The 22125-nt window shown below is 64.4% G+C and carries 19 protein-coding genes; 8 read left to right on the forward strand and 11 right to left on the reverse strand.

Annotated features, from left to right (window positions below; genetic code table 11):
• The 3 genes from EN993_RS13185 to EN993_RS13195 all read left to right on the forward strand — a co-directional run.
• On the forward strand, nt 1–1471 hold a 1471-nt coding region (locus EN993_RS13185), incomplete at its 5' end, for an ATP-binding protein (RefSeq protein ID WP_164757651.1).
• Nucleotides 1468–2859, forward strand: coding sequence for a sigma-54 dependent transcriptional regulator (locus EN993_RS13190; RefSeq protein ID WP_127263526.1), 1392 nt, complete (start codon nt 1468–1470; stop codon nt 2857–2859). The genes EN993_RS13185 and EN993_RS13190, both read left to right, overlap by 4 nt.
• Before the next feature lie 68 nt (nt 2860–2927).
• On the forward strand, nt 2928–3353 hold the full coding sequence (locus EN993_RS13195) for a GNAT family N-acetyltransferase (RefSeq protein WP_127263528.1): 426 nt from the start codon (nt 2928–2930) through the stop codon (nt 3351–3353).
• On the opposite strand, the gene EN993_RS13200 is transcribed toward EN993_RS13195, so the two are convergent.
• From EN993_RS13200 to murA, 9 genes are all read right to left on the reverse strand, one after another.
• The gene (locus tag EN993_RS13200) at nt 3354–4469 is read right to left on the reverse strand and encodes an anhydro-N-acetylmuramic acid kinase (RefSeq protein ID WP_127263530.1); all 1116 of its coding nucleotides are present in this window, start codon (nt 4467–4469) and stop codon (nt 3354–3356) included.
• Nucleotides 4469–5476 carry a serine hydrolase gene (locus EN993_RS13205; RefSeq protein ID WP_126068267.1) on the reverse strand — a complete coding sequence of 336 codons (1008 nt, stop codon included), beginning with the start codon at nt 5474–5476 and terminating at the stop codon, nt 4469–4471. Before EN993_RS13205 ends, EN993_RS13200 begins: the two co-directional genes overlap by 1 nt.
• Nucleotides 5473–7221, reverse strand: a complete 1749-nt coding sequence (locus EN993_RS13210) for an ABC transporter ATP-binding protein (protein ID WP_109661893.1) — start codon at nt 7219–7221, stop codon at nt 5473–5475. Before EN993_RS13210 ends, EN993_RS13205 begins: the two co-directional genes overlap by 4 nt.
• A complete protein-coding gene (locus EN993_RS13215) occupies nt 7218–8057 on the reverse strand; it encodes an ABC transporter permease (RefSeq protein ID WP_109661895.1) in 840 nt (279 codons plus the stop codon). The genes EN993_RS13210 and EN993_RS13215 overlap by 4 nt, the downstream gene beginning before the upstream one ends.
• Nucleotides 8057–9016, reverse strand: a complete 960-nt coding sequence (locus EN993_RS13220) for an ABC transporter permease (protein ID WP_127263532.1) — start codon at nt 9014–9016, stop codon at nt 8057–8059. Before EN993_RS13220 ends, EN993_RS13215 begins: the two co-directional genes overlap by 1 nt.
• Nucleotides 9017–9050: 34 nt before the next feature.
• Nucleotides 9051–10568, reverse strand: a complete 1518-nt coding sequence (locus EN993_RS13225; RefSeq protein ID WP_127263534.1) for an ABC transporter substrate-binding protein — start codon at nt 10566–10568, stop codon at nt 9051–9053.
• A gap of 146 nt (nt 10569–10714) precedes the next feature.
• Nucleotides 10715–11638: an N-acetylmuramic acid 6-phosphate etherase gene (gene murQ, locus EN993_RS13230; RefSeq protein WP_127263548.1), complete on the reverse strand. Its 924-nt coding sequence runs from the start codon at nt 11636–11638 to the stop codon at nt 10715–10717.
• Between the two features lie 175 nt (nt 11639–11813).
• Nucleotides 11814–12695, reverse strand: coding sequence for an N-acetylglucosamine kinase (locus EN993_RS13235; protein ID WP_109661903.1), 882 nt, complete (start codon nt 12693–12695; stop codon nt 11814–11816).
• Nucleotides 12692–13948 carry a UDP-N-acetylglucosamine 1-carboxyvinyltransferase gene (gene murA, locus EN993_RS13240; RefSeq protein WP_127263536.1) on the reverse strand — a complete coding sequence of 419 codons (1257 nt, stop codon included), beginning with the start codon at nt 13946–13948 and terminating at the stop codon, nt 12692–12694. The genes EN993_RS13235 and murA overlap by 4 nt, the downstream gene beginning before the upstream one ends.
• A gap of 181 nt (nt 13949–14129) precedes the next feature.
• On the opposite strand from murA, the gene EN993_RS13245 reads away from it, so the two are divergent.
• Nucleotides 14130–14990, forward strand: a complete 861-nt coding sequence (locus EN993_RS13245) for a MurR/RpiR family transcriptional regulator (protein ID WP_127263538.1) — start codon at nt 14130–14132, stop codon at nt 14988–14990.
• A 136-nt stretch (nt 14991–15126) separates the two neighbouring features.
• A complete protein-coding gene (locus EN993_RS13250) occupies nt 15127–15816 on the forward strand; it encodes an SDR family NAD(P)-dependent oxidoreductase (protein WP_127263540.1) in 690 nt (229 codons plus the stop codon).
• Between the two features lie 102 nt (nt 15817–15918).
• Here the strand turns inward: EN993_RS13250 and EN993_RS13255 are convergent, their stop codons facing one another.
• Together EN993_RS13255 and EN993_RS13260 are read right to left on the reverse strand one after the other, a co-directional pair.
• A complete protein-coding gene (locus tag EN993_RS13255) occupies nt 15919–17274 on the reverse strand; it encodes a glutamine synthetase family protein (RefSeq protein WP_127263542.1) in 1356 nt (451 codons plus the stop codon).
• Nucleotides 17275–17495: 221 nt separating this feature from the next.
• The gene (locus tag EN993_RS13260) at nt 17496–18194 is read right to left on the reverse strand and encodes a GntR family transcriptional regulator (protein WP_127263544.1); all 699 of its coding nucleotides are present in this window, start codon (nt 18192–18194) and stop codon (nt 17496–17498) included.
• A gap of 404 nt (nt 18195–18598) precedes the next feature.
• On the opposite strand from EN993_RS13260, the gene ftsZ reads away from it, so the two are divergent.
• From ftsZ to EN993_RS13275, 3 genes are all read left to right on the forward strand, one after another.
• A complete protein-coding gene (gene ftsZ, locus EN993_RS13265) occupies nt 18599–19636 on the forward strand; it encodes a cell division protein FtsZ (RefSeq protein ID WP_109663255.1) in 1038 nt (345 codons plus the stop codon).
• 187 nt (nt 19637–19823) lie between these two features.
• Nucleotides 19824–21209 (forward strand): SWIM zinc finger family protein, encoded by a 1386-nt coding sequence (locus EN993_RS13270; protein WP_245468761.1) that lies wholly within the window; start codon nt 19824–19826, stop codon nt 21207–21209.
• Nucleotides 21206–22125: DUF5691 domain-containing protein (locus tag EN993_RS13275; RefSeq protein ID WP_245468763.1), on the forward strand; the 920-nt coding region annotated here is incomplete at its 3' end. The genes EN993_RS13270 and EN993_RS13275, both read left to right, overlap by 4 nt.

Here is a 22125-nt window from a genome sequence, read left to right on the forward strand (position 1 = left end):
CGCCATATCAGCCAGCAATGCCGGCGAGCCGACCAGCTTTGTCGGCATCGACTATAATTTTCGTCACTATTTCAGGGAAGCGATGACTGACGGCGGCGCCAGCCAGTACGGGCTCGGCACGATCAGCGGACGGCCGGGACTCTACCTTTCGAGCCGCGTCGACGATAACGGCAAGCCGCTTGGCGTCGCGGTGTTGAAGGTCGAGCTCGATGGCGTCGAAGCCAATTGGCGCTCCAGCGGGTTCCTTGTTTTCGTCACCGACGAACACGGCGTCGTGCTTGCCACCAGCCAGCCCGAATGGCGGTTTCACGCGCTGGCGCCGCTCTCCGCCGAAGACGCCGCCGCCGCCCATGACCAGCTTCAGCTGGCCGATGCCGGTTTCGAACCCCTGCCGATACGGCGCGGCGCCGGGGACGGCCTGGCGACAATCGACAGCGACGGAAAACCGCGCCAGTTCGTCGAGGTGGTGCAGGATCTGCCCGGTGCGGTTCCCGGCTGGCGTCTCTGGCTGCTGACGCCTGCCGACGCTGCCCTCTCGTCTGCCGCCAACACGGCGCGCCTGACCACGCTGCTCGGGCTGCTGCTGACGGGCTTGCTTGCCTATGTGCTCACCCGGCGCCGCCGCGCACGCCGGTTGCGGCAGGAGGCGCTGGCGCGCATGAATGCCGAGCTGGAGAGCCGCGTGAGCACGCGAACGGCCGAGCTGACGCGCTCCAACACCGCACTTGCAGGCGAAATCGCCGAGCGTGAGAATGCCGAGGCCAAGGTCCGCCGGCTGCGTGACGACCTCGCCCAGGCCAACCGGCTGTCCATCCTCGGCCAGATCGCGGCCGGCGTGGCGCATGAGATCAACCAGCCGGTCGCCGCGATCCGCACCTATGCCGAGAATGCCGGCCGCTTTCTCGACGGCGGCAAGACCGGAGCGGCCAGCGGCAATCTGACGTCGATCGTTTCGATGACCGAACGCATCGGCGCGATCACCAGCACCTTGCGCACCTTCGCCCGCCGGCCGGGTGTCGCCGCCTCGCCGCTGCCGGTGCGCGAGGCGATCGACGGTGCACTGTCACTGCTGTCGGGGCGTATCCGCGATTCCGGCGTGACTATAGTCAAGCCGCGCGGCACCGCGTCACCGGTGGTCATGGCGAGCCGCATCCGGCTGGAGCAGATCCTGGTCAATTTGCTGCAGAATGCGCTGGACGCGATGAAGGACCAGCCCGATCCCCGCATCGAGATCGAACTTGCCGAGCGCGACAACAGGGCGCTGATTTCGGTACGCGACAATGGTCCTGGTCTTGGTCCGGAGGCGGCCGGCAATCTGTTCATGCCGTTCCAGACCACCAAGGAGAAGGGGCTTGGCCTCGGGCTGGTGATCTCGCAGGAGATCGCCCAGGAGCTGGGCGGCACGCTGCGCCTCGATCCCGGCAATGGTACCGGCGCCTCCTTCACCATCGATTTGAGGCGAATAGAATGACGCAGGGATCAGGGCTGGTCGCGCTCGTCGAAGACGACGCGGACCTGCTTCACGCCACCACGCAATTGCTCGAGCTTGCCGGCTTCACCGTGGCCGCGCTCGACGCCGCCGAGGCAGCACTTGCCGTCGTCGACCGGAATTTCGAAGGCGTGGTGGTCAGCGACATCCGCATGCCGGGCATGAACGGGCTGCAGCTGTTCGACCGCATCAAGGCGATCGACCCCGACATACCGGTGATCCTGGTCACCGGGCATGGCGATGTCGATCTCGCCGTGGCCGCCCTCAAGGACGGCGTCTACGATTTCATCCCGAAACCCTATGCCGGCGATCGCCTCGTCGAGGCGCTGAAACGGGCATCGGAGAAACGGCGTCTGGTGATGGAGAACCGCCGCCTGCGCGAAGCCGCGGCACTGGCCGCCGACGGACTGCCGCTGATCGGCGAGGCGCCGGCCATCCGGCGGCTGCGCGAGACCTTGCGCCAGATCGCCGACATGGATGTCGATGTGCTGGTCGAGGGAGAAACCGGAACCGGCAAGGAAGTGGTGGCGGATCTGCTGCACAGATGGGGCCGGCGGCGGGCAAAACCCTTCGTCGCGCTGAATTGCGGCGCGCTGCCGGAGACTGTCATAGAAAGCGAGTTGTTCGGCCACGAGGCGGGCGCGTTCACCGGCGCGCAGCGGCGCCGGATCGGCAGCATCGAGCATTCCAGCGGCGGTACGCTGTTTCTCGACGAGATCGAATCCATGCCGCCGGCGCTGCAGGTCAAGTTGCTGCGGGTGCTGGAAACGCGCAGCCTCACCCCGCTTGGCTCGAACGAGATCCGGCGGATCGATCTCAGGGTCGTCGCGGCGACCAAGGTCGATCTCGGCCGGGAGGACGAGCGCGGCGATTTTCGCGAGGATCTCTATTTTCGCCTCAACGTGGTGACGTTGCGCATCCCGCCACTGCGCGAACGGCGCGGCGACATCCCGATGCTGTTCGGGCATTTCCTCGGCAAGGCGGCGGAACGGTTCGGCCGGCCTGTCGCGAAGGTAAACGCCGCGGTCAGCGATCATCTCCAGTCGCACGCCTGGCCGGGCAATGTGCGTGAGCTCGCCCATTTCGCCGACCGCGTCGCGCTCGGTCTCGGACCGGAGGATGAGACGAAGGCGGTTCCCGCACACTTGCCGGAGCCAGAGGCCACACTGCCCGAACGGGTCGGCCACTACGAGGCGCAACTCATCCGCGAAGCCCTGCGTGACCATGGCGGCGATGTGCGCGGCGCCATCGACGCGCTCGGCGTGCCGCGCAAGACCTTCTACGACAAGCTCAAGCGCTACGGCATTGTCGCGTCCGAATTTCGCAATGGCGGCGATGCGGATGCGCACCCTGTTCGGGGACAGGTATAGACATTGCGCAAGCGCGCTGCTCTTCGTAACGCTTGGTTCGTATCCAGTTGCGCATCTCGGAAGAAGCCATGAAAACAGCACTTGAAACGACAGCAAATCCCTTGCCGGAGGAACTCGCCTTTCTCGGCGAACGTCTGACGGCGTTCAACGACGGCGATGTCGGCGCTTCCGAAAGGAAGGCGCTTGCCGTGTTCGTGCGCGATGAGGAGGGCGCGGTGGTCGCTGGGATTTCGGGCTACACCGCCTGGGGCTGGCTTTACGTGCAATGGCTGTGGGTCGATGAGCGGCTGCGTGGCCGGCACATGGCCGGCACAATGCTGGGCGCGGCTGAGCAGGAAGCCGTTGCGCGCGGCTGCAACAATGCCTGGATTGATACCTTCAGTCCAAACGCCGCCAAGGTCTATCAGCGCCAGGGCTATCAGCCTTTTGGCGCGCTTGCCGATTTCCCCGCTGGCCGCAGTCGTATTTTCCTGCAGAAGAAACTGCTTGCCTGATCAGCCAGCAAGCTTCCCGCCGCGCATCGGTTGCGGCGCGCCGGTGGTGCTCGGGAAGCTGATCGGCAGGCCGCGCAGCACGCGAACCGCGAGGAAGGCAAAGCACTCAGCCTCGACCGCGTCGCCGCTCCAGCCGAGGCTTTCGGCCTGCACCACCTCGACGCCGGCGCGGCTGGCCAGCATTGCCATCATTGTCGGGTTGTGGCGGCCGCCGCCGCTGACCACCAATTTTCTAGGCCGGTGTGGCAGAAGGTCGAGCGCCTTGCCGACGGCGCCGGCGGTGAAGGCGGTGAGCAGGGCGGCACCGTCCTCGACGTTCAGGCCGTCCGCCATCGCGGCACCGAAGTCGAAACGGTCCAGTGATTTGGGATAGGGCTTGGTCATGTAAGGATGCTGCAGCAGCTTGGCGAGCCGGGCCTCGTCGACCGTTCCCGTGCGGCCAAGTGCGCCGTCGCGGTCCATGTCGCCGAGCCCCTTCGACTTGATGAAATCGTTGAGCGGCGCGTTGGCCGGTCCGGTGTCGAAGGCAACGACATTGTCGGCGCCGTCCCACCAGGTGATGTTGGCGACACCGCCGAGATTGAGCACCGCCACCTCGCCACTGGCGCCGGCGCTGCGCATCAGCGCGGTGTGATAGGCAGCGGCCAGCGGCGCGCCTTGCCCGCCGGCGCGCATGTCGGCCGAACGAAAATCGTAGGCAACCTTGGTGCCCACCAGGCCGTGCATCAGCTCGCCGTCGCCGAGCTGCCGGGTCTGGCCGAGACGTCCGACCTGCGGCGCGCGATGCAGCACGGTCTGGCCGTGAAAACCGACGACGCCGATATCGGCCATCGTCATGCCATAGCTTTCGACCAATTCCTTGACCGCCGCCGACTGGGCACGTGTCAGGGCTTCCTCCGCGGTGCGAAAAATCGCCGGCTCCGGCCCAACGAAATTCCAGGCTCTCGCCACCGTCAGCGTCTCTTCCAGCAGCGAGCGGATCGATTGGGGATAAGGCATCAGCCGATAGGTGCCGAAATCCTCGATGCGCTCGCCATCGGTCTTGATCAGGGCAACGTCGATGTTGCCGTCGAGCACGGTGCCGGTCATCAGGCCGACGGCCCAGATTGGTTTCATCATTGAGCTCCATTCATGAGATCACCGACCGCTTGCCGAAGCTGAACGATTCCGCTGTCGAAATGACGTGTCGGATGGATCCTGTTGGTGAGCAAGGTCCAGGCCTTGCCTTTGTCGAAGTCGATCCACAGCCCGGTGCCGGTAAAGCCGGTATGGCCAATGGTTCCCGGGCTGCACAACGTCCCGCCGGACCAGCCCTCATAGGGACGCTCCCAGCCATGGGTGCGGGTGGCGGACAAAGGTGCGCGCATCAGTGCGATCGAACCTTCGGATGCGCCGGTGCCGGTCAGCAGCCCTTGCGCGAAATCGAGGACGGAAGCGGCTGTTCCGAACAGGCCGGCATGCCCCGCACCTTGCAGCGCCGAGCAATTGTCGTCGTGGACTTTGCCGGACAACACGCGATGCCGCCAAGTGCAGTCCTCTGTCGCTGCGGCGACATCGGGCTCCGTTGACCAGGCAAAGCCGGGGCCAGGATCCATGTCGTGGATGGTCTTGCTTGACAGCCGCTCCAGCGCGAAGCCGAGCAGGATGAAGTTGATGTCGGAATAAACGGGATCGCGGGCTCGCCATTCGCGCTGCAGGATGAAGGCGCGCAGCAGCTCGGGATCGCGTCCGTAAGTGTAGATCGGCTCGACCGCCGGAAATGGCGTCTGGTGTCCGAGGCATTGGCGAAACGTCACCTTCCGTTCCCAGGCTTCGGCATCATACTGGCGAAGATCCGGCAGGGCGGAGACCAGCGGCGCATCGAGATCGATGACGCCGTCTTCCCCCAACGCCAGGATGCGCGGCGTGGTGAAGATGACTTTGGTCAGCGATGCCAGGTCGAACCAGGTGTTGTCCTGCATGGGGCGCGGCTTCGGCGCGAGTTGCGCGGAGCCGATTGATCGGATGATACGGCTGCCGCTTTTATCGACAATGCCGAGCACGCCGCCTGGGATTCGCTTGGCGGAAACCGCTGCTGCTAGCGGTTGGAATGCGCGGTCGAAGAGCTGGGCCGCCGCGCTCACGCTTCCGCCCTCGCCATGTGATCCCGCCCAAACTGCTCCCACCTCGCTGGCGCCGGCTCGAACCCCTGTGGGCGCACCAGCGACGGAACCTGGCGCGTGTCGAGCTCGAAATGCTCGTGCCGCCGGTCGATGGTCGGAACCGCGGCAATGAGTTTTTTGGTATAGGAATGCCTGGGCTTTGACAGCACCGAGGTTGCATCGCCGATCTCGACGATCTGGCCGGCATAGATGACGGCGATGCGGTGAGCGATCCGCTCGACGACAGCCATGTCGTGCGAGATGAACAGATAGGCCAGCCCAAACTCGCTCTGCAGGTCGACCAGCAGTTCCAGCACCTTGGCCTGCACCGAGACATCGAGTGCCGAAACCGCTTCATCGAGAACGACCACGGAAGGATTCAGCATCAGCGCGCGGGCGATGCACAGCCTTTGCCGCTGGCCGCCGGAGAATTCGTGCGGGTACCGCTCCAGGCTGTTTTTTGGCAGGCCGACGCGTTTCAGCAGGCTCGCCATCCTGGCCTTCGCTGCAACATTCACCCGGCCGCCGGTGGCGATCACCGGTTCGGCCAGGATGCTCTCGATGCTGAGCCTCGGGTTGAGCGAGGCATAGGGATTCTGGAACACCATCTGCACGGGCAGGGCGCTCTGCTCGGCGGAAGCCTTTCGGGCGCCGACCGAGAAGCTGCCGCGCGTCGACCGCACCAGCCCCAGCACGGCGCGCGCGGTGGTCGATTTGCCCGAACCGCTCTCGCCGACGATGGCCAGCGTCTCGCCTGGCATCAGGTCGAAATCGACGCCGTCGACGGCATGCACCGCGCCGGTGGCGCGGCTGAAGAAACTGCTCTTCAGGGGAAATCGCACCACCAGACCGTCGACCTTCAAGGCCGGTTCCGTGCTTGCGTCCTTGTCGCGCCGTCCGTCCGAACGCGTCGTGCTGCCATTGGTGAAGTGCGGCACGTCCTGCAGCAGATGCTGCGTGTAGGGGTGCTGCGCGTTGTCGAGGATCTGGTTGAGTTCGCCTTGTTCCACGGCCTGCCCGTTCTGCATCACCATCACCTTGTCGGCGATGCCGGCGACCAGGCCGATGTCATGCGTGATGAAGATCATCGACATGCCGGTTTCCCGCTTCAGTTCGGCCAGCAGCGCCATGATCTGCGCCTGCACCGTCACGTCGAGCGCCGTCGTCGGCTCGTCGGCGATGAGCAGGCGCGGATTGCAGGCGAGCGCCATGGCGATCATCACCCGTTGCAGCATGCCGCCGGACAGTTGATTGGGCGTGTATTTCAGCCGCCGCGCGGCATCGGGAATGCGCACGCGGTCGAGCGCATCCTTGGCCGCCGCGGTGGCCTGCCTGCCGGTCAACCCGCGGTGCAGCCGAAACGATTCCTCGATCTGCGAGCCGATGGTCAGCACCGGATTGAGCGAGGTCATAGGCTCCTGGAAGATCATGCCGATCTCGGCGCCGCGAATGCCGGTCAGTTGCGGCTCGGTGGCGGTCATCAGGTCGAAAAGGCTGCCGTTGGCGCGCTTCAGTTTCATGGCGCCGCCGGTGATGCGGCCGCCGCCGAAATCGATCAGACGATTGATCGACAGCGCGGTGACGGATTTGCCCGAGCCGCTTTCGCCGACAATGGCAAGTGTTTCGCCCTCGGCGAGGTCGAAGCTGACGCCGCGCACCACCTCGTTGGCTTGGCGGTCGCGGCCGAAGCCGACGCGCAGGTCGCTGACGGAGAGAAGCGGGGTCATGCCGGCGCCCTCCGCATCTTCGGGTCGAGGATGTCGCGCAAGGCGTCACCAAGCAGGTTGAAACCGAGGATGCTGATCATGATCGCCAGACCCGGGAAGATCATCAGCCAGGGCGCGGTCTCCATCAAATTGCGGCTGTCGCTCAGCATCAGGCCGAGCGAGGCCGCCGGCGGCTGAGTGCCGAGACCCAGGAAGCTCAGACCGGCTTCGGTCAAAAGCGACCAGGCCAATGCCAGTGTCACCTGAACGGTCAACGGCGCCACCAGATTGAGCAGCAGGTGCCGCGTCACGATGTAGGACGAACTGCTGCCGAAGGTGCGCGCAGCGTCGACGAATTCGCGCGCCTTGAGCGACAGAGCAGGGCCGCGCACCACGCGGGTGAAGATCGGCGTGTAGACGATGCCGATGGCAACGATGCTGGTCCATGTGCCCGGTCCGGCAACGGTGACGATGAGCAGCGCCAAAAGGATGGCAGGGAAGGCCAGCAGCACATCCATGATCCGCATCACGACGCCGTCCCAGCGGCGCCCGAGCCAGGCGGCGGCCAGCCCGAGAACCGTGCCGGCAAGGGTGGCGAAGGCCACCGAGAAGAAGGCAACCGTGAAGGACTGGCCGATGCCCGCCATCAGCCGGCTGGCCACGTCGCGGCCAAACAGGTCGGTGCCCATCCAGTAGGCGCTGTTGGGCGCATGCAGCCGGTCGACCCGGAACTGCGTGATGGGATTGTGCGGCGTCAGCCCCAGCATGCCGAGGACGGCGACCAGCAGATAGACGCCGACGATGACGCCGCCGATGCGGCCGCTGCCGTGGCTGAAGATGGCGCGCAGCATGCGCATCAGGACTCCCCCAGCCGGATGCGCGGATCGAGCGCGACATAGGCGAGGTCGACCAGGAGATTGACGATCATGAAGTTGAAGGCGATGAACAGCACGCTGCCCTGCACCAGCGCATAGTCGCGCTGCTGGATCGCATCCAGCACCATGCGGCCAAGGCCGGGCAGCGCGTAGATCTGCTCGACGATGACGGCACCACCCAGCAAATAGCCGAACTCGATGCCGCTCAGCGTCACGACCGGGATCAGCGCGTTGGGCAAAGCATGCCGCCAGATGACGCTGCGCGCCGACGCGCCCTTGCTGCGGGCGGTCCGCACATAGTCGTCGCTCAACACGTCGAGCATCGCCGAACGCGATATGCGGGTGACCGAGGCCGCGAAGGCAAAGCCGAGTGTGATCGCGGGCAGGATCATCTGGCTGAGATTGCGCAAGGGATCCTGCCAGAGCGGCGCGAATTCGCCCATCGCCGGCAGCACGCCGAAGCCGGCCGACAGCGTGTAGATGATCAGCAGGCCGAGCACGAAGCTCGGCGTCGACTGGCCGATCATGGCGACGATGCGCACGCCCAGATCGGACAGTTTCTCATTGTGCGTGGCGGCGAAGATCCCGGCAGGCATGCCGACGGCGAGCGCGATGATCATCGACAGGACGGCCAGCTCGAGCGTCAGCGGGAAGCGCTCGATGATGACGTCGAGCACCGGCCTGCCATAGGTGACCGAGATGCCGAGATTGCCGTGCAGGATGCCGCCTATCCAGCGCCAGTACTGGATGAACCAGGGCTGGTCGATGCCGAAATAGGCAGCGAGCGAGTCCCGCTGTGCCGGCGTCAGCAGGCCGGCTTCTGTGCCGAGCATGGCCGTGATCGAATCGCCCGGCACCATCCGGATCGCCACGAAGACCAGGATGGACACGCCAAGCAGGACGAGAGGAAACGTCGCCAGTCGTCGCATCAGATAGTTCACGCGAAGAAGTCCTCTCGTCCAATGCCTGCGGCGGCTACTGCTGGATGGTAACCTTGCTCAGGCTGAACAGCGTGCCCGTCGGCGTCGGCACGAACCCGGCGATGTTCTTCTGTTGGGCCGTATAGCTGTAGGACGTGTAGAGCCAGATCCACGGTGACATTTCGGCGAGGTGCTTCTCGAATTCGGCGAAGATCACCTTGCGCTTCGCCGGATCGGTCTCGGCGCGGCCTTGCTGCATCTGGCTGTCCAGCGTGTCGTCGATGTAGTTCGCCACCTTCTGCAGATTGCCCGCCTTGGTCCAGTAGCGGTTGTACATGGTGTAGGGGTCGGCGCGGCCGCCATTGAGCGCAATCGCCATATCGAAATCGCCCTTCAGCCAGGCGTCGACATAGACGTTGAGCTCCATCATCTTGATGTCGAGCTTGACGCCGATTTCAGCGAGCTGCGACTGGATGACCTGGGCTTCCGCGGCCGCCGTCGGCGGCTCGCCGGTGGCGCCGATCACGGTCGCGGAAAAGCCGTCGGCAAAGCCGGCCTCTGCCATCAGCTTCTTGGCCTTGTCGACGTCGCGCTTGTAGCAGAACAGCTGGCTCGGGTCGGTCGCGAGCGCCGGGATGGTCAGCGGTCCGGTGACCTTGCCTTCGCCGAGCGAAGCGGTGTCCAGCACCTCCTGTCGGTCGATGGCGCAGGAGATGGCCTGGCGCACCTTCAGCTCGGTCATCGGCTTGCGCGACGGATTGAGCTGCAGCACGTGATAGGCCAGCACCGGCACGCGGTTCAGCTGGAGGCTGGCCTCCTTTGGCACCAGCGTCGCGACCAGCGGATCGTTGAGCAGCGCGAAATCGATCTGCTTGGTGCGCATGGCGGCCAGGATCGCCGCTTCGTCCGGCAGCACGCTGATCTCGATGCCGTCGACGCCGGTAGCGCCGCCGGCCCAGTCCTTGTTGGCGCTCAAGACTTCCTTGGCGTTGGGATCCCATTTGTCGAGCTTGAACGGGCCGGAGCCGACCGCCTTGGTGCCGATCGACCCGGCCTTGATTTCGCTTGCCGGGACGATGGCCGCGTTGACGTCGCTCATCGCCGTCAGGATCGGCGCATCCGGCTGCGACAGATGGAAGACGACGGTCGCTGCATCCGGTGTGTCGATGCTGGCGATCGACAGGAAGTTGGCGCGTGCGGCAGCCCCGGTCTTCTCGTCGAGGATGCGCTCGAACGATGCCTTGACGTCGGCCGAGGTCACGGCGGTGCCGTCCTGGAATTTCGCCTTGGAATCGAGCTTGAAGGTCAGCGCCTTGCCGTCCTTTGAGAATTCCCAGGAGGTGGCGATGGCGGGGATGATCTGCAGGCTGGCATCGACCCGCACCAGCGGCTCATAGATCAGCTCCAGCAGCCGCAGCGATGAAAACGCCGTCTGCTTGTGCGGGTCAAGCCCGGTGGCGTCCTGCGACCAGGCCATATGCAGCGTTGCCGCTTGCGTCGAAACCGTGGCGATACCGAGCATCGCGGCCAGCGTGATACCCGACAGCAGTGTTCTTGTGAGATGCCCTATCATTGTCGTCTCCCATTTTGATTTGACTTGATGCCTTGCAGTTTCCGCCGACCGCTTCCAAGACACACATGGTTTGGAGTATCGGCCCAGTCTATGCGGCTTCACGCCGTCTTGTCTCATGCGGCTTTAGCCGTCTTGTCTCATGCGCTTCATGCTGTCTCGTTGCTGATTGCCTTTCGCAGGAAGCCTCCGGCCTTGCCGAGCGCCGCGCGCGCCTCTTCGACCCCCATGCCGGTGTTCGTGACCAGGATCGCCAGCTTCACGTCATTGCCGGTCTGGGCGAGCACTTGCTTGGCCTGTTGCGCAGCACATCCGGTGGTGTGCATGACGATCCTGATCGCCCTGGCAACCAGCTTCTTGTTGGACGGGTTAAGGTCGACCATCAGATTCTCATAGCTCTTGCCGATGCGGATCATCGAGGCGGTGGTCAGCATGTTGAGCACCAGCTTCTGCGCGGTTCCCGATTTCAGCCGGGTCGAACCGGTGAGTACTTCCGGACCAACGACCGGCGAGATGGCAATGTCGGCGATGCCGGCAATGGTCGACGCCGGATTGCAGGACAGGGCGACCGTCGTTGCGCCCACCTGCTTCGCATAGTTCAGCCCGCCGATGACATAGGGTGTGCGGCCGCTGACCGCGATGCCGACCACAACATCGTTTGATGTGAGCCCGATCTCCTGCAACGCCCTGGCGCCCATTTTCGGATCGTCCTCGGCGCCTTCCGTCGACCGCACCAGCGCGTCGGGGCCACCGGCGATCAGGCCCACCACCATGCCTTCGGGCACGCCGAAGGTGGGCGGACACTCCGAGGCATCGAGAACGCCGAGCCGGCCGCTGGTGCCGGCACCCATATAGACAAGCCGCGCGCCTTTCTGGAAGGCAAGCACGATCCGATCCACCGCGGCCGCAATCTCGGGCACGACCTTCTCGACCGCCGCCGGAACGACCTTGTCCTCATCGTTGATCTTGCTCAACACGTCGATGGTCGGCAGCAGGTCGATGTCCATCGTCCTCGGGTTCCGGCCCTCGGAAACCAGCCGGTCCAGTTCGGACATCAACCCTTGCTCGGTCATTAGCTTGCTTTCAAAAACCATGCGGCACAGCCGGAACAGCAAGGCCAACCAGCGCCAGCACACACGGACCAAGGGTCCGTCGTCGCTGCCCTGTTTTCTTTGTTAACTTTTTAGAATTTTATATTCATGTAGTCAACAAAAACTTGGAATATTTTATTCCTTCTCTGGCAAGGCGTTACTGTCCGTCGAGGGACCTTTTGGCAAGGATGATCGCGCCCGACACAGCATCGCCGTCTGCGGGCTTCAGGCGGCGCCGGACATCAGGAGAGAGCCAGGGTTCGAGCGGACTGGAGAGGCCGCCCAGCAAGGTCACGCGCGGCGCGCCTTTTTCGAACAGCACCCGCACCAGCGTATCGATCTGCTCGGCAGCACTTTGCACGATGCGCCGTCCGACCGGATCGCCCTGGTCAGCATGGCGCATCACCATCGGCGCCAGGGCTGCGTAGTCCGTGGCGGTTGCCCGATCCATCCAGGCAACCGCTTCCATCGGGTCGCTATGGAAACGCTGCATCACCTCCGCCAGCAGCGCTGTCGGCTCATGCCTTCCATCATGCGCGCGCAACGCCAGTTGCACAGCCTTCAGGCCAAGGTCGGCACCGCTGCCCTCATCGGAGATCGGAAAGCCGTAGCCACCAACACGCAGGTCGCGTCCCTCGACGAAGCCAAGGCCGATCGAGCCCGTTCCGGCGATGACAATGGCGCCGTCCTGGCCGGAATGCGCGCCCAGGCAGGCGCCGACGCCGTCGCTGACGAAATCGATGCTGGCAAACGGATGCACGATCGCCCGCAACGCCTCCAGCGCACCCTTGCGGCCGATGCCGGCAAGGCCGATGCCGGTGTGTATCCGGGCGATCTCCACTGCACCGAAGCCAGCCTCCTCGATGGCAGTGCCAAAGGCTTTCGCGACCGAGGCCCAGGCCGCATCGATGCCGAGCCGCGTTGTCGCCGGCCCCGACAGGCCTTGCCCCAGCACCGTCCCGTCAGCGTCTTCGATACGGGCGCGGCAACCGGTTCCGCCGCCGTCGACGCCCAGAAAATAGTGTTCCACACCGTTCATGCGCTCAGCCGCTCGATGTCGGCGCCGCACAGGCGCAGCTTGCGGTCCAGTTGTTCATAGCCGCGGTCGAGGTGATAGACGCGGTTGATGGTCGTCTCGCCCTCGGCGACAAGTGCGGCCAGCACCAGCGATACCGATGCGCGCAGATCGGTGGCCATCACAGGCGCGCCATGCAGTTTCTCGCCACCACGCACCAGCGCCGTGGTGCCTTGCAGCTTGATGTTGGCGCCGAGCCGCATCAGTTCGGGAACATGCATGAAGCGGTTCTCGAAGATGGTTTCGCGCAGCAGCGACGCGCCGTCGGCGCAGCACATCAGCGCCATGAACTGCGCCTGGAGATCGGTCGGAAACCCCGGATAGGGTTCCGTCGTCAGGTCGGCGGCTTTCAGCGGCCGGTCGCGCGAGACGATGAGCCCGCGGTCGCCGGGCCAGACGCTGACGCCGGTGGCCTCCAGCAGTTGCACCACCGATGCCATGTGCTCGAGCCGGGCATGCGTCAGTTCGAGCTGGCCGCCGGTGATCGCCGCGGCGATGGCATAGGTGCCGGCCTCGATCCGGTCGGGGATGATGTCGTGCGTGGCGGCATGCCAGTTGGTGTCGCCGGCAATCAGGATGCGGTGCGTGCCGGCGCCCTCGATGCGCGCGCCCATGGCGGTGAGGCAAGCGGCGAGATCCGCCACTTCCGGCTCGCGCGCCGCGTTGAGGATCTCGGTTTCGCCCTTGGCCGTGGTCGCCGCCATGACAGCGGTTTCCGTCGCGCCGACCGATGGCGAGCTCAAGACGATGCGCGTGCCGTTCAGCCCGTTCGGCGCAGAGGCGACGATCGAACCGTTTTCGATGGCGATCCTGGCGCCCAGTGCGCCAAGTGCCGCCACATGCATGTCGACCGGCCGCGCGCCGATGGCGCAGCCGCCCGGCAGCGAAACCCGCGCATGGCCGAAACGCGCCAGCAGCGGCGCCAGAACGAGCACCGTCGCCCGCATCTTTCGCACCGTATCGTATGACGTCTCCTTGGATACGGCGGCACTGGTGTCGATCGTCGCGGCATGCGCCGACCGGGTCACCTCGGCGCCGTGCAGCCGCACCACGCCGAGCATGTTTTCGACGTCGGTCACATCAGGCAGATTGGTCAGTTCGAGCGGGTAGGGGCTGAGCAGCGCCGCCGCTATCTGCGGCAGGGCCGCATTCTTGGCGCCGGATATGGTGACCGCGCCTTCCAGTCTTTGGCCGCCGACGATCCGCAATCTATCCATGGGCTGCAACCTTGTGCGACGAAAGCCGGCCACACCCGGGCGGCTTCTCTCTGGAGACGCTGCTCCGAATCCCGGATTTTGGCCCGGTCCAGTTCAAGAATTAATTCTACGTTCTTGGCTGTCAATCGGAATTGGAATATTTTATTCCTTAGCCCGGCACCTGAAAGCGCGAGGAAATCCCGTGTCCGTCCTGAACAGGATCAATGCGAAGCTCGACGGCATGGCGCCCGGTGATCGCGAGATCGGCCAGTACATCGTCGACAATCCCGACCAGATGCTGCGCCTGTCGACGGCCGCACTCGCCGCCGAGATCGGACGCAGTCAGTCGAGCGTCGTCAAGTTCAGCCAGAAGCTCGGCTATGCCAGCTATCAGGAACTCAAGCTCGCCGTCAGCGAGGCCAAGGCGCAGGAATGGCAGGTGCCGGCCGGCATGATCCACGGTTCTATCGAGGTCGGCGACAGCTACCAGGTCATTTTGAAGAAGCTGATCGGCAGCAAGCTTCTGTCGATGCAGCGGACCGCCGAGACCAACAGCGAGCGGATCATCTCCAGGGCGCTGGAACTGCTGGACAAGGCGCGCCGCATCCATCTGGTCGGCGTCGGTGCATCCTCGCTGGTGGCGCGCGATTTCTCCTACAAGCTGATGAAGCTCGGCCGCAATGTCCTGCACGACAGCGACAGCCACATCCAGATGGCCAATGTCTCGACGCTCGGGCCGGGCGATGTGCTGTTCGCGCTGTCCTATTCCGGCGCCAGCATCGAAACCCTGCGCATTGCCGAGCTTGCCCGCAAGCGCGGCACCATGGTGATCGCCGTCACCGGCCTGCACGACAATCCGCTGAGCCGGGTCGCCGACATCTGCCTCTACACGATCGCCGACGAAGAGCGTGCGCGATCCTCCTCCATCACCGCGCGCGACGCGCAGCTGACGCTGACCGACCTGTTGTTCATCCTGCTGGTGCAGAAGCAGCCGGATGCCAATGAGTATGTCCACAACAGCGAAGCGGCGGTCTCGGTGCTGAAGGCCGAGCGGTCTTCGTAGCGCCACAGGCGATATTGGATTGCGCACGCCGTTTCTGCGGCCGTCTGGCTCAACAACTGCAGCAATGCCATCTCTTGCCTGTCACCCGCGAAGGCGCGACCCTGCTTCAGTCCAAATCCGCAAGGAGAGAAAAATCATGACATCCGATGTGGCCGTCATTGCAGGCGCAGGCGCTGGTCTGAGCGCCTCGCTGGCGCGCCTCCTCACCCGCGAAGGCTTTCACGTGGTTCTGGCCGCCCGCAATGTTGAAAAGCTGAGCGCTCTGGTCGACGAGACCGGTGCACTTGCCGTCGAGACGGATGTCGCCGACGCTGCGTCCGTCGCCAGGCTGTTCGACGCCGCCGACAAGGCCGGCCCGCTGGCACTCGCGGTGTTCAACGCCAGCGCGCGCACGCGCGGCCCGATCGCCGAGCTCGATGCCGAAGCGGTCAAACAGGCATTGCTGGTCGGTGCCTATGGCGGCTTCCTGGTCGGCCAGCAGGCGGCGCGGCGGCTGCTGGCGCGGGGTTCCGGATCGATCCTGTTCACCGGCGCCACTGCCAGTGTGAAGGGATTTCCCAGCTCGGCCGGCTTTGCCATGCCTAAATTCGGCCTGCGCGGCCTGGCGCAGTCCATGGCCCGCGAGCTCGCCCCACAGAACATCCACGTCGCCCACTTCATCATCGACGGCCAGATCGAGCCGCCCGGACAAGCAGCCGATCCCGAGCGGCCGGACCGCCGGCTATCGCCGGACGCCATCGCCGAGGCCTATCTCACAACCCATCGCCAGCATCGCAGCGCCTGGAGCTCGGAGCTTGAGCTGCGGCCCTGGGTCGAGGCGTTTTGACAATCCAGATGATCGCCCAGGGGAAGTAACGCATCGGGGTCGATGCGGTCGTAGTTCACACCGCCGACAATCTGGTCGACCACGGTGCCCCTATAGGTCAGTCTAGACGCTTTCGAGGTATGTCTCGATCTCGAAATCGCTGACATTGAGCGCGAACGTGTTCAATTCCTGCCGTTTGCAGGCAACGAAAGAGTCGCGCAGGATGGCCGGAAAGATCTCCGCCACATGCGTCCCGCTTTCAAAGGCGGCGATCGCGGACGCCCAGTCCGGTGGCAGCTTTGCCGGCGGAAGTCCCTGGCCGTCAGTGCCGATCGGATCCCCTGGCGACAGCTGTCTTTCGATGCCGGTCAGCGCGGCGCCCAGTATGGCCGCAAGCGCCAGATAGGGATTGGCGTCAGCTCCGGAAACGCGATGCTCGATACGACGCGCACCGGTCGGTCCGCCGGGAATGCGGATCGCGACCATGCGGTTCTCATAACCCCAGGCGACCGCGGTTGGTGCGTAGGATCTTGGGCGTAGCCTGCGGTACGAATTGAAGTGTGGTGCGAACACCAGCGTGCTCTCGGCCATTGCCGCAAGCAGGCCGCCAACCGCATGGCGCATGGTCTCCGAGCCCTGGTCTGTGCCGTCGTCGAAGACGTTGCGGCCTTCGCCGTCGACCAGGGAGAAATGAACGTGAAAGCCATTGCCGGCCCGGTCGCCATAGGGCTTGGCCATGAAGCAGGCGGCAAAGCCGTGCTTGCGGGCAATGCCCTTCACCGTGCGCTTGAACAGCACCGCGTCGTCGGCAGCCCGCAAGGCGTCCGCAACATGGTTCAGATTGATCTCGAACTGACCCACGCCGTTTTCGGCGATGGCGGTGTCGACGGGGATGCCTTGCGTCCGGCAGGCTTCATAGACGTCGTGGATGAAGGATTCGAAGTCGTCGATCTCATCGATCGACAGTGCCGCGTCGGAATCGAGACGGCGCCCGGTCACCGGTGAGACAGGTCCGACCGGCCGCTGCGATTGCGGATCGACGAGATAGAATTCGAGTTCCGTTGCCGCGACCGGAGTCAGGCCCAAGGCCTTGTAGCGATCGAGGATGCGGGCCAGCGCCCGTCGCGGGTCGCCGAGATAGGGCGCGCCGCTTTCGTCGGCAAGCCAGAGCGGGATGAGCGCCGTCGGATGGGCCGTCCAGGCCACCGGGAGAATGCCGCGCCCCGTCCACTGGCACAGTCCATCGGCATCGCCGGTCGAGAAAACCAGGCTATTGCCTTCGATATCCTCGCCCCAGACATCGAGCCCGATCAGCGAGTAAGGCATGCGCAGCTTGCCTTCCAGCGCCTTTCTTGCCTGCTCGACCGGTATGCGCTTGCCGCGCATGATGCCGTTGAGATCGCACACCGCGGCCCTGAGGCTCTGGATGTCGGTTCTGCTTTCAAGCCAGTTCAAAACGTCCGCAATTGCATCGCTCAATTTATAACCTCTGGTTTTTGAAGGTCCCCGCAAGCCTGACCGGCTGCACTGTCCCTGGTAAATAGCTTGTGAGTTTTTGAAAAACGGACCTGGCTGTCGCCAAGGGGCTTTTCCTTATTTTTTCAAGTCACTAGCCGGGATGTCGGGAGGCATTTCAAAACCAATTGCGCGATCTGCGATCGCAACATAGAGGCAAGAGCACGGAAAGCCAAGGGGCGACTTCAGCTTCTCGTCTTCGGAAATCTGGCCTGCCGCAGGATGTGCGAGGCGCCTTCGTCGATATCACGCACGATGGCCGCGCGGGCGCGCTCCCCATCCTGGGCTTCGATCGCGGCGACGACTTCCTCGTGATAGTCGATGTCGAGAATGGAGGCGAGATCATCCTCGAACCCCATGGCGAGGTTCCTGAGAAACGGGCCGACCTGCATCCACACGGTCTCGATCAGGAAGATCATCTGCTCGTTGCCGCAATGGCGATAGATCGAGAATTTGAAGTCGTGGTTCTTGCGCAGGTAATCGTCGATATCGCCCTTGCGGGCCGCCAAGGTCAGGTCGGTGCAGTGGCGCCGGATCGTCCGCAGATTGTTGCCGTTGATGCGTTTCGTCGCTAGCTCGGTCGCCGAGCCTTCGAGGATCGTCCGCACCGCGGTCAATTGCGAAAACCGGTCGGCCGATATTACCGGCACCTCGACGCTGCCGTTCGGCATCGGGCTGAGCGCCCGCAGCGCCTGCAGCCGCATGAAGGCGCTGCGCACCGGCATGTCGCTGGTGCCGAGTTCCTTGGCGAGCTTTCGCGAGGTCAGCTTCTGGCCCGGCGTGAACCGGCCGGACATCAGCGCTCGCACAAGTTCCAGATAGACTTTCTCATGCAGGGGAACGGTGTCGACGGCGGTCAACCCGAATTGTGTTTTGTCGGCCATTGGCGGGGGCGCTGCTTCATTCGTTCTGAGATCTGTGCAGCAGGCTGGTTTCGCCGCTGGGGATTCTGCGTGGCCGAACTCGGCGAGAACGCCGAAGTCAGCGATATATCAAGCACATGATAGACGCTTCGGTCGTCGCGCGGCAAGCCAACGCGTCACCTACCGGCTGTTGCACCCAAGGCCAGAGGCTTGATTGTTGGGCGAGCGGCGTCTGCGCCACGCTGTGCAAAACCGTCATCACAAATCTTGACCTTGCGCGCACTTGCACCTCTGGCCGCTCTCTGGCTTTTTGGGGTACCCATCGCAACGGACTGATTCGCGTCATGCCGCTCGATTGCAATCTGCCCAAAAGCAGTCTGCGGGTGGGTCGTGAAGCGCGCGCAATTGACGAAGGAGAAACAGGCATGGCCGAGTTTAAGAAGCCCGAAATCTCCGAGATGAGACCCAAGATCACCGTCATCGGCGTTGGTGGTGGTGGCGGCAATGCCGTCAACAACATGATCGCGGAGCAGCTTCAAGGAACCGAGTTCATCGCCGCCAACACCGACGCGCAGGCGCTGACCATGTCCAAGGCGACGCGGCTGATCCAGCTTGGCGCGCATGTCACCGAAGGATTGGGCGCCGGATCGCTTCCCGAGATCGGCCGCGCCGCGGCCGAGGAATCGCTCGACGAGATCATGGACCATCTGGCCGGCACGCATATGTGTTTCGTCACCGCTGGCATGGGCGGCGGCACGGGAACCGGCGCCGCTCCTATCATCGCCCAGGCGGCGCGCAAGGCCGGCATCCTGACGGTGGGCGTCGTCACCAAGCCTTTCGCCTTCGAGGGCAGGCGCCGCATGCAGATGGCTGAAGAGGGCATCGAGCGGCTGCGCGAGAGCGCCGACACGGTGATCGTCATCCCGAACCAGAACCTGTTCCGGATCGCCGATGCCAAGACCACCTTCGCCGACGCGTTCGTCATTGCCGACCGGGTGCTCTACTCCGGCGTCAGCTGCATCACCGATCTCATCGTCAAGGAAGGCCTCATCAATCTTGACTTCGCCGATGTCAAATCGGTGATGCGCGACATGGGCCGCGCCATGATGGGCACCGGCGAGGCGTCCGGCGAAGGCCGCGCGATGAAGGCGGCGGAAGCCGCGATCGCCAACCCGTTGCTGGACGAAGTGTCGATGAAAGGCGCCAAGGGCGTCCTGGTCTCGATCTCGGGCGGCAGGGACATGACCCTGTTCGAGGTCGACGAGGCCGCCACCCGCATTCGCGAAGAAGTCTACGAGGACGCCGACATCATCGTCGGCGCCATCTTCGACAAGGGCATGGAAGGCCGCTTCAGGGTCTCGGTGGTGGCGACAGGCCTCGACCGTGCGTTTGGAGCAGAAGATGGCGATGCCGGCATCGCCCGCGACCACGCCGGCCAGCCGCCAGCGCGGACGCTTCAATAAGGGGGTTCGGCGCATTTCCTTGCCGAGATGTGTTTTTTCGGGGAGACATCGCCAGCGGGGCAGATTGGCCGACGGTCAGCTGTATCGACCTCTGTACCGCTGCTGCTACAAGAATCCGTCATAGACGGCCATCTATACTGGCTACCCGTATCGTTCGAGCGACGAGAGGCGCGGCTTGGAATTTGACTTGAAAACCATCGAAGCGCTTGCGCCCGATCAGGCCTCGTTGAGCGCCGCTTCCAGGTTGACCAGGCAATCGAACTGGCCGCGACTCGAAAAAAGCGAACAGCTGGCGCTCATCTGGGGGGAATGCCAGGGTTCCGGCTCCAATCCCTACCGCGTGGTCGTCGACACTGGCGACCATGGCTACAAATGCACCTGCCCGTCGCGGAAGTTCCCCTGCAAGCACACCTTGGCGCTGATGTGGATAGCCGCCACCACGCCGGCCAGTTTTGCCGCCGCGGGCTCGACCCCCGAATGGGTGAATGACTGGCTCGGTCGCCGCAGGAAGACCTCACCGCAGCCGACGGGGCCGGCGCCCGGTGCGGGAGGCAAGAGTATTGGCGAAATCTCGCTCGACGACGAAAGTACTGTTGTCGAGGACGCCGCTGCGGTCGAGCGCCGCGAGGCAGCGCAGCGAAAGCGGACGCAGGACACGCAATCCGCCGTGTCGGCGGCGCTGGATGAACTGGATCAATGGATCGCTGATCAATTGCGGCTTGGCCTTGCCGGCTTTGTCGACAACAGCAGCGACCGTTGCCGCCGGATTGCGGCACGGCTGGTCGACATGAAAGCAACGGCGCTTGCCGGCCGTATCGACGAGATTCCGTCACGGCTGATGGGGCTGCGCAGCGAGGAGCGCCCGGACGCGGCGATCCGCGAACTCGGCAAGCTTGTGCTACTGGCCAAGGCCTGGCGATCGACACCAGGCGACGCCGAACTGAGGCGGCTCGTATCGACCTCCGAAAACCGTGAGCAGGTACTGGCCAATCCCGAAGCGATCCAGGTAGAAAGCATCTGGGAAGTGCTCGGCGAGAAGATCGAAACCCGCCGTGACGGTCTTGTCAGCCATTCGACCTGGCTGCTCGACCTGAAGAGCGCGAGCCCGCAATTTGCTCTCTTGCTCGACTATTTTCCGGCCTCAGCGGGTCGCCGGTCGAACGCCTTCACGTCAGGAGACCGGTTTGATGCCAGGCTGGTCTTTTATCCGGCACGCCAGCCGTTGCGAGCACTGGTGACGGACCGCAAGGGCGATGTCCCGTCAGGTGAGTGGCCTGATTTCGGCTTTGACGCAGGCGATCCGCTCGCGGCCCATGTCGCTCACCAGGACACAGCCCCCTGGCTCACCGACTGTCCCGTCATGCTGCCGCCCGGCGCGATCCTGCTGGACGATCGCGGTGCCGCCTGGTGGCAGGCAACCGGCGATCCGCATGGTATCGCCTTGCCGATCGCCGACACCGTCAATCCAACGCTGCTTGGGCTGGACCTCACGGCAACGGCAGCACTTTGGAACGGCAGCCGGCTGGACCTGCTGGCTGCGCAAAGCAGGTTCGGGAGGCTTGACCTGTCGTGAACGAGATCGAGCAGACCGGCCTGGCGACCATGCGCGACAGCTGGATCACCGGCGGGACCAGCTTCGATCTGGCTCCAGCCGCGTGGAAGGAGATTGCCGGTGGCGCAAGCCTCGACGAGCGCGAGCGTCGCCTGTTGGCAATCGCCGCGCAGGCCCTCGACATTGCCTTGCGGCCAGCCGCGCCCAAGACGCTGAAGCGCCGCCCAGTGCTGCCTGAACTTGCCTTGCCGATGCTACCGGAGCGGCTGCGGCCGCTTTTGCGAGCGGCGCTGAAACACGCCGGCGACACAAGAAGCAAGACGCGTGTGGTGTCGCTCGTCGCCAGCCGCGGCTTCGTGCTGCATCCGATGGACTGGATGCCGGCCGTGTCGGATCAGAACGGCCCGGACGTCTATGCACCCTGGATCGACTGGCAGGCAGGCGCGGACGGCGAAAAACACACCCGCCAGGAAAAGTTGACCGCGGAAAACTGGGATGACTTCTATCCCGCCGCGCGTCGTACGGCGCTCGCGGATATGCGCCGCACCGCGCCGGCATCGGCTCGGCAACTGATCGAGACCAAGGGATCCGGCGAGCCGGCCGAGATCAGGCTTGCACTCATCGAACTCATGCGCTTCGGCCTCGGCGCCGATGACGTGCCGTTCCTGAAGAACCTCTCCGCCGATCGTTCCGGCAAGGTACGCGAATTGGCCGGCCGGCTGCTGGCAAGGCTCGGAGAGCATGGCCAGCTTGGCGATGGCGGGCCGGAAGATCCAACAGCAGAACTCGCCGCCTTCATCGCGGAAGGCAAATCCGGCTTCATCCGCCGCCGCACCACCTACACGCCGGCAAAACTCAAATCGCCGGCGCAGGAAAGACGTCGTGCCGAACTGTTCGAGACCTGTAACCTGGTCGACCTCGCCACGCGCTTCGGCAC

Source organism: Mesorhizobium sp. M7D.F.Ca.US.004.01.2.1 (assembly GCF_003997785.1).
GTDB classification, from domain to species: Bacteria; Pseudomonadota; Alphaproteobacteria; order Rhizobiales; family Rhizobiaceae; genus Mesorhizobium; species Mesorhizobium loti.

Bases quoted from the DNA above. Each gene is read 5' to 3' on its own strand.
- murQ (WP_127263548.1), bottom strand. From the start codon at position 11,638: ATGACCGAGCAAGGGTTGATGTCCGAACTGGACCGGCTGGTTTCCGAG.
- EN993_RS13225 (WP_127263534.1), bottom strand. From the start codon at position 10,568: ATGATAGGGCATCTCACAAGAACACTGCTGTCGGGTATCACGCTGGCC.
- EN993_RS13235 (WP_109661903.1), bottom strand. From the start codon at position 12,695: ATGAACGGTGTGGAACACTATTTTCTGGGCGTCGACGGCGGCGGAACC.
- EN993_RS13250 (WP_127263540.1), top strand. From the start codon at position 15,127: ATGACATCCGATGTGGCCGTCATTGCAGGCGCAGGCGCTGGTCTGAGC.
- EN993_RS13215 (WP_109661895.1), bottom strand. From the start codon at position 8,057: ATGCGCATGCTGCGCGCCATCTTCAGCCACGGCAGCGGCCGCATCGGC.
- EN993_RS13260 (WP_127263544.1), bottom strand. From the start codon at position 18,194: ATGGCCGACAAAACACAATTCGGGTTGACCGCCGTCGACACCGTTCCC.
- EN993_RS13195 (WP_127263528.1), top strand. From the start codon at position 2,928: ATGAAAACAGCACTTGAAACGACAGCAAATCCCTTGCCGGAGGAACTC.
- EN993_RS13210 (WP_109661893.1), bottom strand. From the start codon at position 7,221: ATGACCCCGCTTCTCTCCGTCAGCGACCTGCGCGTCGGCTTCGGCCGC.
- murA (WP_127263536.1), bottom strand. From the start codon at position 13,948: ATGGATAGATTGCGGATCGTCGGCGGCCAAAGACTGGAAGGCGCGGTC.
- EN993_RS13190 (WP_127263526.1), top strand. From the start codon at position 1,468: ATGACGCAGGGATCAGGGCTGGTCGCGCTCGTCGAAGACGACGCGGAC.
- EN993_RS13200 (WP_127263530.1), bottom strand. From the start codon at position 4,469: ATGAAACCAATCTGGGCCGTCGGCCTGATGACCGGCACCGTGCTCGAC.
- ftsZ (WP_109663255.1), top strand. From the start codon at position 18,599: ATGGCCGAGTTTAAGAAGCCCGAAATCTCCGAGATGAGACCCAAGATC.